Source organism: Staphylococcus coagulans (genome assembly GCF_002901995.1).
GTDB classification, from domain to species: domain Bacteria; phylum Bacillota; class Bacilli; order Staphylococcales; family Staphylococcaceae; genus Staphylococcus; species Staphylococcus coagulans.
The window spans coordinates 38,506-46,878 of sequence record NZ_PPQN01000005.1 but is presented as its reverse complement, the minus strand read 5'-3'; the positions used below and the strand labels follow the sequence as shown (position 1 = coordinate 46,878).

Here is an 8,373-nt window from a genome sequence, read left to right as displayed (position 1 = left end):
ATCTTTTGCCATTCCAGTAGACATTGCGGCATCTCTTAATACAATGACTCCAACACCATCATCATTTAGGTTATTTAATATACGGTTTACAAATATCCATTCAGAAAATTTACTTCTTGTTTTTAAGTAATTTGTAGCTGCATTTTTTTCGATTTTTTTCAATCTTTCGTTATCTGCATTCAAAAAGAGTGCGTCTGAATATATATAATCAAATTTATCTTTATTTGCAAAATTTAAAGTAGAATCCGTGTTAATGATTTCAATATTTGGTTTTGATTTTGAAAGTAGTACTTTACTAGCATTGGCAGATTTGGTATTAATTTCTTCACCACATAAATATTTAAATTGTCCCTCAATACTTGATCTCCACAACATATGCCCTTCACCAGACCCTAAATCTAAAAGTGAAGTTCCTTTGTTATGTTTTTTAAAGATGGCTAACGCTAAAGATTCAATTGATTCAGTGTAGTTAGAAGTAGCATTTTTATTCATTATTTGAAGGTTGTAGTAAGTATTTTGTAATTCAGAAAAAGTAGCATTTTTTAATCTTTGAATTAATTCTTTCGCTATTTTATCTTTAGATTCCTCTTCTATATCTTCACCCTTTATAATATTAATTATTAACTCTTGTACTTCCTCTAATGTCATAGTTCCTCTTAATTTATCAATATAATTAAATAATTCCAATTGACTATCTCCTTTCGGTTAATGTTAACCTTATTATAAAACGGTCAATCATTTTTGTGAAATCATTTTTGTGAATGGTTAATGTTAACCTTTTTAAACATATATAGATTAATACTTTTTTATAAGTTGTTGAATGAGATTAGATTTGTCCAATATTGAAGGTTTAGATGGCTATCACTTATATATTTGATAGTGGGTAAGTGAGAATATATCATTTAAATAAGTTGTCAAATATGAGCATTAGCGATTATTAAAAAAGTAAAATTATGATTAAGGAATTTTAGCAATATCATTGATAAGGGGAGCCTTATCAAAAACCGCATCATTTATGATATGCTTCTCCCCTCATGATCTTAAATGCTCGATATACTTGCTCTAACAAGATGACGCGCATCATTTGATGTGGAAATGTCATTTTACTAAATGACAGGGCGAAGTTGCTGCGGTTTAAGACGTCCTGGTGTAAGCCATTCGATCCTCCTATCACAAAGGTAAAGTCACTCGCCCCTTGAGTCATGCGTTGATTTAATGTTGTAGCTAAGGCTTCAGAACTGAGCATTTTGCCTTCGATTTCTAATGTGATGACAGTAGATTGGGGTTTGATTTTGCTTAAAATACGTTGCCCCTCTTTTTGTTTGACTTGCTCCACTTCTTTATCGCTCATCGTTTCAGGTGCTTTTTCATCTGGAACTTCAATCATTTCTAATTTTGTGTATGCCCCTAGTCTTTTGCTGTACTCTGCAATAGCTTGCTTCCAGTATTTCTCTTTCAGTTTTCCAACTGCGACAACAGTAATTTTCATTTTGACCTCCATTGTGAATAAACGTAAAGTTATCCACAAGTTATTCAGTTATTCACATGTTTATACCCATTATAACGTTTTTTGCATAAAGTTTGTACACAGTATTTTAGAAATTGCATCCATTCATTGTGTATAAACCTGTTGATATGTGGATAACTTTGTTAGTAACTACGTTATTAACATGTGAATTGTGTGTAAGTCATATACTTTGTGCACACATTTGGGGATAAGTGCGCCACATTTTGCACTTTTATTCACTTCCGCAGATGCTCTTTCCTATTCCTATTATTTCATCCCTTATCTCATCGCTTTACATGATATTTACCCTTTAAAACGCTTTGTATAAAGATAACATTTTAAATATTTACCGAATTTTTCTAGTTTCAAATAGATTCGCCACTATCACTTAATGCTGCACTACTTCTTTTGTATATCAATGTCTTATAAAAAAAGAGATTGAAACACTAGAATGTCTCAATCTCTTAATTTCTTCAGACTCATAAATTCTCAAGCCAAATGTGCTCTCTATTCAATATAACTACGTCCATAAATACCCATTAGGATCTTAAACAATTACTACTCTCTCGTTGCATTCATTTTCAATTCATATTCAGCACCCTCAAAACGATTGAGTACATATGGATCATGAGAGATGACTATCATTTGTAAACCTTCTATATTTTGTAGCATATCGAGCATCAAATCTTCATTCATTACATCTAAATTCGTAGTAGCTTCATCTAATATCAACACTTCAGGCTCAACGATGAGTGCCTTCGCAATCCATAAGCGTTGAAATTGACCGCCACTTAATGTTTGGACCCGTTGTTGAAGCATTGATTGCGGGAGTAAACATTGCTTAAGGACATCGTCTATTTTTTGACTGTATGTCGCCTTATCAAATTTAAAATTTTTCAATGGAGCTTTCAAAACGGCTTCGACTGTTTTGTGATTGTCTAACGTGTCTCTTTCATATTGTGGGACATACTGCACGCGCTTCATCCAGTCTTTTGAAGCAAATTCACGACAGCGCTGACCATTCCACCAGACTTCCCCAGAATAATCTTGATCGAGCCCTGCGATAATACGTGCGAGCGTCGATTTCCCGCTTCCACTTTCACCTTTAATGCGTAAATGTGTGGTGGTCATTGTGATGTCAATATGGTCCAAAATAGTACGCCCATCTATTTTTTTAGTAAGATTTTTAATACGTAACATAGGCATTTCTCCGATTGGCTGCTTCAATAAGTTGTTGGGTATAAGGATGTTTCGGGCGTGACAATATTTGTGTTACAGGGCCAGACTCTATCATTTCTCCTGATTTCATGACACTGAGATGCGTGGCGTAACGCCGTACGAGGTTAAAGTCATGTGTGACAAAGAGCACAGTGAGGTCACGCTGACGGATGACTTCCATTAAGTTATGCATGAATTTTTGACTGTTCTCTTGATCCAGTGCACTTGTGGGTTCATCTAAGATTAAGCAGTCGGGTTGTCTGACCAATGCCATGATAAATGCGATACGTTGTGCCATGCCCCCACTTAATTCAAAAGGATACCGTTTTAACAACTGTTCAGGTTGTGATAGACCTAATTGTGTCATCATTTGATGAATCTCACTTTGTTGATCTGTGCGTGATGGTCGCTTCGATTTTGTCGCGTATAATGCATTAAAATGCTTTTGTAACGTCACATTTTGAAACATATTACTTTGGGCATCTTGAAAAACAGCATCGACTTGAGCTAAGTCTACAGCGATGGTACCTTTCTGCTCGAGTTGTGGCGCATTCATTTGTAAAATCGCACGTGTCAGCAAAGTCTTCCCGCTTCCACTTTCTCCTATGATGCAGTGAAATGCACCTTTTGTGACTGTCAAAGCAATATCTTTTAATAAGATGCGATCTTGATGCGTTATTGTAAATTGATCCACGCTAATTATTTCATCGTTTGAACGTACTTTTTGTTGAGTAACTGGCATATTAACGCATAACCTCCTAATAAAAGACCTGGATAGAAAAACAGCCACGGCGCTGTATTGAAGTAGCTCTTGCCGTCGAATAAAATGGTGCCCAGTTCAGGCGTAGGGGGTTTAAGTCCTAATCCTAAAAAGGCAAGTCCTGAGATGCTTAACATCATTTTTCCAAAATCTGCAGTGACTAGCGCAAAAATATTTCGTATCATGTGTGGCATGATATGCGTCATTGTCGTTTGAAATTTTGAATAACCACTCAACACCGCAAATTGTACGAAAGGTCGTTTCTGTAAATCACGGGCTAAATTTCTGAAATAGCGTAAGTAACGACCGACCCATCCGATTGTAAGTGCAAAAACAAGTCCAAAGACTGAATCACTTAAAAAGCTAAGGACAACGAGTGCGATAATAAATGATGGAATCGCGAGTAACATATCCGCTATAAACATGAATGCTTTATCTACCCAACGTCCTAGCATCGCTGACGTAAGTCCCATAATCAAGCCAATCGTCACACTAAGGCAAACCACACAAGCCGTTAAACTTAATGTTACGCCACTTCCTATGATGAGACGGACTAGAAAATCTCTGCCACGTTGATCTGTTCCCAGTAGATTTGAAAAGTTCGGGCTTTGAAGTTGAGGATGTCCTTCATTTGGTTGAAACCATACATATAAGATTAAACTGATAAGGAACAGTCCAATACTACCCCATATGAGCCATTGTTGATGCTGCTTATTCATTGGCTTCTTCCTTTCCTAACTTCTTACCTCGCTTCATACGTACACGCGGTTCGCTTTTCAAAATCATCATATCTCCCACGTAATTGACCAGCATGATACTGAAAATAACTATGATGATAATCCCTTGTATTAGCGGGTAATCACGTTGATTAATAGCGTTGATTAGTAGCTTTCCTAAACCCGACATACTGAAAATCACTTCCAAAATAACTGCTTTTCCAAATAAATGAATGATACTATTCACAGAAATGGTTAATAACGGCGCAAAAACAGCTTTTATTTGAACATAAAGACGATCTTGTAATCGGTAATGACGTAACTGTGCTAACCGGTACGCCTCTAACGTTGTTGTACTTTCGATTAAATGTGCTGTCATTAACAAGATATGACAACCTTCAATTAATACGATGACAGCAATCGGCAAGATGAAATGTTGCCATGTCTGACTGCCTACAAAAGGAACAAGATGCCATTTCACGCCGAAATAATATACAAATAAAATGGCGAGCCAATATTCTGGCATCGATGTGATGACTTGTGCGAAACCACGAATAAAACTTGCGATACGTGTATGCGCTTGGACGCCTACAAAATAGCCTATCGCATAACCGAGTGGCAATAAAATACACGCAGATATGATGATGAGCTTCAACGTCGGTACAATCGCTTGAATCATCAACCCCATAACACTTTCGTTCGTGATAAAACTGTAGCCTAAATTTCCTGTCAAAGCATGGCCTAGCCAATCGAAATAGCGAAATAATAGATTGCCACTTAAACCTAAATGATGTTCGGCTGCTTCAATATTCGCTTGCGTGATATGTGTGTATCCATGTCTTTGCAAATACAATAAGGCTGGGTTACCCGCTGTATGCTCAACGAGACAAAAGATAATAAATGAACTCACAATCACATACACAAAAAGTCTCATCGTACGTTGGATCACTTTATTGTTTCACTTTCAATTTTTCATAATCAATCGGTGCATCTGTTAATCCTGAGAATTTGAAGTTTTCGATGCGATCACTTGTGACAAATGTTTCATTCGGATAAGCAATTGGCACACCATAGTAACCTTTGTTGAAGTGTTTAAATATTTCGTTAAAGGCTTGTTGTTGATCACCTTTAGATAGCTCTTTCGGAAACGCTTCTAATTGTTTAGATAGTGTCGGATCATTTGCGAGTACACCTGGTTGGTTATTTGCATTTTTAAAGACAGAATTCATAAACTGATACGGCATTAAAGCATCTGAATAAGTTCGATAGAAAATCATATCGTAATCTTTTTTCGTCCATAGAGTATCGTAATAAGATTGTGTATCTAACGTTTTAATTTGAACTTTGATGCCTGCTTTCTTTAAATCTGATTGAACTTGTTCTGCTTTATCTTTCCAATTTGGAAATTCTGCAGTTTGAATAACAAGATTAAATTGTAACGGTTTGCCCTCTTTTTCAAAAATACCATCTTTATTTTGCTCATAGCCTTCTGATTTCAGCGCTTTTTTCGCAGCTTTGACATCAAAAATGTGCTTTTCTTGGTTATTTTCATTGATGAACTGCACGTCTTTTTGGAAAATCCCTTTCATTTCTTTATCCGATAAGTGCTTCGTATCAATGCTTTCACTGATGGCTTGACGTATTGCTTTATTTTTTAGAACCTCTTGTTTCGGATTAAATGCCATAAAGTGACTCACAGTGCTTGGCGCATCTTCCACGTGTAAGTCTTTTTGATCTTGGTGTGACTTAATTTGTTGTTCTGTTAGCATTCCAAGTGCGCCTCCTGTTACGTCAATGGAACCACTTTGTACGGCAGCATTTCTAGAATCGCCGTCTTCAATCGTTTGGAAGTTCAAATGATATTTAACTGGGTGATCATTGTTAAAATGCGGGTTCGGTTTCATAGAAGTTTGTTCTTTACCTGTTTTATCTACCATTAATGCGCCTGTACCTATTGCCTTTTTAAACTTTCCTTTTGTTTTTTCTCCTTCAACTGCATGTGGACTCATGATTCGGAGTGGTCTAACTTGTGTTAATTCATTCAAAACTTGATTAGACGGTGTTTTCAAATGAATTGAAACTGTGTGTTGATCATCAACAGTCACCTTGTCTAGTTGTTTTAAAGTTTCGACCGTTGTTTCTGGGTTCATTGCTTTCGCACGTTCAATGGAAAATTTAACCGCTTCAGCATTCAAAGGAGAACCATCAGAAAATTTCACGTCTTTTTTAAGATGGAATGTATAAACTTTCCCTTCACTGTCTACTGACCATTTTTCAGCAAGTTTAGGTTTAACCCCGCTCTTTTTATCATATTGAACTAATGGTTCATACACTGCACTATACACAGGCATTGCTGCATCATAGCTTTGTGCATCTAATTGATTCGCTTTTGCTTCTGTAGGTAAGGATACAGAGATCACTTCTTGTTTTTTATCATCATTTCCGCACGCTGTGAGCATGAGTGACGTTGTCGCAACTGCTGCGACGAATATTCTTTTTTTCATATTTAAGCCCCCGCTTTCAATGTCGCTTTAATTAAAAATGACTCTTCATAAATATTACGTAAATAATCATTTGGTGTGAGATAGAAGTCTTCATAATGCGTAATATCAATTTCTGCAGGGACTTTTTCTTTCATCACCGACACGTTAAAGCCCGCTTGCACAAAACTATCAACGACATATTTTAAAGTATGGTCTTGTGAAGGTGTTGCGCCGTATTTATTAATAGTTTCTGCCATATATTCGCGACTCGGATTATTTGTCACATCTGAAAAAGTCGCATAATAGACCCCATTCGGCTCCAATACCGCTTTAATCGCTTCAGCGTGCGCATATACATCTTCAATTAAATATAAAACTGATGTACTTAACACTGTGTGAAATCTTTGTTTTACGTCTGCCGGTGTGTCTGTTAAATAAAATTGTAATGGCCGGTTGCCTGCCATCTCTTTCGCTTTTTCTAACGATACTTTAGCTAAATCGATGCCTACACCTTGTTGAAAGGGAATCGTATCATAAAGTAAACGTAGTAAACCGCCTTGATTACAACCAAAATCTAAAACCTTTTTATCCTTAATATCTGCTTGATCTATTTGTGAAATTGTGCGATACCATGCCGCTTCATGATCACGTGCCATATCGTCATCTGTCTCGTTCCCTTTTTGCCACCAAACATCATAATTATCTTTCATAGTAGACTCCTTTACATGTAAATCATAATTGTTACGATTTACAATTGTACTATAGGAAGTTACTGAAAACAATATTCAATTACTGACAAATTGAGGCTTAAAATTTTCAATCTGTAAACGACATAAAAAAACACATGAACCTCAAGACTTTTACTTGAAATTCATGTGCTACTGTCTATCATTAATTTCATTATAATGTATATATCGGTGTAGGTATCGCTTTATCCGTGTCACATAACTTCACTTCATTTTGAGTATCAATGTCATGTTCTTGCAAGATTTGTCCGACACTCATTCGTGCCAAATCTTTCATATTGTTATCCTGTGATAAATGCGATAAATAAATCCGCTTCGTTTGACCTGTGATGACATCTTTCATTGCGTGAGCTGCGTCTTCATTTGACACATGTCCCATATCGCTTAAGATTCGTTGTTTCGTCTTCCACGGATAACGACACATTCTTAACATATCGACGTCGTGATTACTTTCAAATATAAAGGCATCACTACCACGAATCATACCTTTCATTCGATCAGAGACATAACCTGTATCCGTAATCATCGTTAACTTCTTATAGTTATTATGAAAAATATAAAACTGTGGATCAATCGCATCGTGTGAAACATTGAATGATTCTATATCAAAACCTGCAATAGACTTCGTTTCATACGGATTAAATACAAATTTCTGGTCTAGCGGGATTTTAGAATCCTTTTTATCAATACATGTCCATGTTTTTTCATTGGCATAAATTGGAATACCGAACTTACGTGCAATGACGCCGAGACCTTTAATATGGTCGCTATGCTCGTGTGTCACGAGAATGCCACTTAAATCTGAAATTTTCCGGTCGATTTGATCGAAAAGTGCTTCCATCTTTTTCCCTGTTAGTCCGACATCGACCAACAAGCTGCCTTGTTCACTTTCTACATATGTCGCATTGCCGGTACTACCGCTTGCGAGTACACTCATTCGTAT

At 36.5% G+C, this 8,373-nt stretch carries 9 protein-coding genes; all 9 read right to left on the bottom strand.

Annotated elements, in window-relative coordinates; genetic code table 11:
- Positions 1-687 (bottom strand): N-6 DNA methylase (locus CD118_RS01425; RefSeq protein WP_142380854.1); only part of this gene is annotated, 687 nt, incomplete at its 3' end.
- A 322-nt stretch (positions 688-1,009) separates the two neighbouring features.
- Entirely contained in the window at positions 1,010-1,489 is a 480-nt protein-coding gene (gene rlmH, locus CD118_RS01420) for a 23S rRNA (pseudouridine(1915)-N(3))-methyltransferase RlmH (protein WP_050329624.1), read from the bottom strand.
- A 576-nt stretch (positions 1,490-2,065) separates the two neighbouring features.
- Complete coding sequence (locus CD118_RS01415; protein ID WP_103356129.1) at positions 2,066-2,707, bottom strand: ABC transporter ATP-binding protein; 642 nt, start codon at positions 2,705-2,707, stop codon at positions 2,066-2,068.
- The gene (locus CD118_RS01410) at positions 2,694-3,467 is read right to left on the bottom strand and encodes an ATP-binding cassette domain-containing protein (protein WP_103356128.1); all 774 of its coding nucleotides are present in this window, start codon (positions 3,465-3,467) and stop codon (positions 2,694-2,696) included. The genes CD118_RS01415 and CD118_RS01410 overlap by 14 nt, the downstream gene beginning before the upstream one ends.
- Complete coding sequence (locus CD118_RS01405) at positions 3,425-4,204, bottom strand: ABC transporter permease (RefSeq protein ID WP_103356127.1); 780 nt, start codon at positions 4,202-4,204, stop codon at positions 3,425-3,427. The genes CD118_RS01410 and CD118_RS01405 overlap by 43 nt, the downstream gene beginning before the upstream one ends.
- Positions 4,197-5,150: an ABC transporter permease gene (locus tag CD118_RS01400; RefSeq protein ID WP_060829137.1), complete on the bottom strand. Its 954-nt coding sequence runs from the start codon at positions 5,148-5,150 to the stop codon at positions 4,197-4,199. The genes CD118_RS01405 and CD118_RS01400 overlap by 8 nt, the downstream gene beginning before the upstream one ends.
- 1 nt (position 5,151) lies before the next feature.
- Positions 5,152-6,705 (bottom strand): ABC transporter substrate-binding protein, encoded by a 1,554-nt coding sequence (locus CD118_RS01395; RefSeq protein WP_103356126.1) that lies wholly within the window; start codon positions 6,703-6,705, stop codon positions 5,152-5,154.
- Between the two features lie 2 nt (positions 6,706-6,707).
- Positions 6,708-7,394, bottom strand: a complete 687-nt coding sequence (locus tag CD118_RS01390) for a class I SAM-dependent methyltransferase (protein WP_103356125.1) — start codon at positions 7,392-7,394, stop codon at positions 6,708-6,710.
- A 190-nt stretch (positions 7,395-7,584) separates the two neighbouring features.
- The gene (locus tag CD118_RS01385) at positions 7,585-8,367 is read right to left on the bottom strand and encodes an MBL fold metallo-hydrolase (RefSeq protein WP_103356124.1); all 783 of its coding nucleotides are present in this window, start codon (positions 8,365-8,367) and stop codon (positions 7,585-7,587) included.
- Between the last annotated feature and the right edge of the window lie 6 nt (positions 8,368-8,373).

Coding starts and splice junctions, on each gene's coding strand:
- rlmH (WP_050329624.1), bottom strand. CDS start 1,489: ATGAAAATTACTGTTGTCGCAGTTGGAAAACTGAAAGAGAAATACTGG.
- CD118_RS01415 (WP_103356129.1), bottom strand. CDS start 2,707: ATGTTACGTATTAAAAATCTTACTAAAAAAATAGATGGGCGTACTATT.
- CD118_RS01410 (WP_103356128.1), bottom strand. CDS start 3,467: ATGCCAGTTACTCAACAAAAAGTACGTTCAAACGATGAAATAATTAGC.
- CD118_RS01405 (WP_103356127.1), bottom strand. CDS start 4,204: ATGAATAAGCAGCATCAACAATGGCTCATATGGGGTAGTATTGGACTG.
- CD118_RS01395 (WP_103356126.1), bottom strand. CDS start 6,705: ATGAAAAAAAGAATATTCGTCGCAGCAGTTGCGACAACGTCACTCATG.
- CD118_RS01390 (WP_103356125.1), bottom strand. CDS start 7,394: ATGAAAGATAATTATGATGTTTGGTGGCAAAAAGGGAACGAGACAGAT.
- CD118_RS01385 (WP_103356124.1), bottom strand. CDS start 8,367: ATGAGTGTACTCGCAAGCGGTAGTACCGGCAATGCGACATATGTAGAA.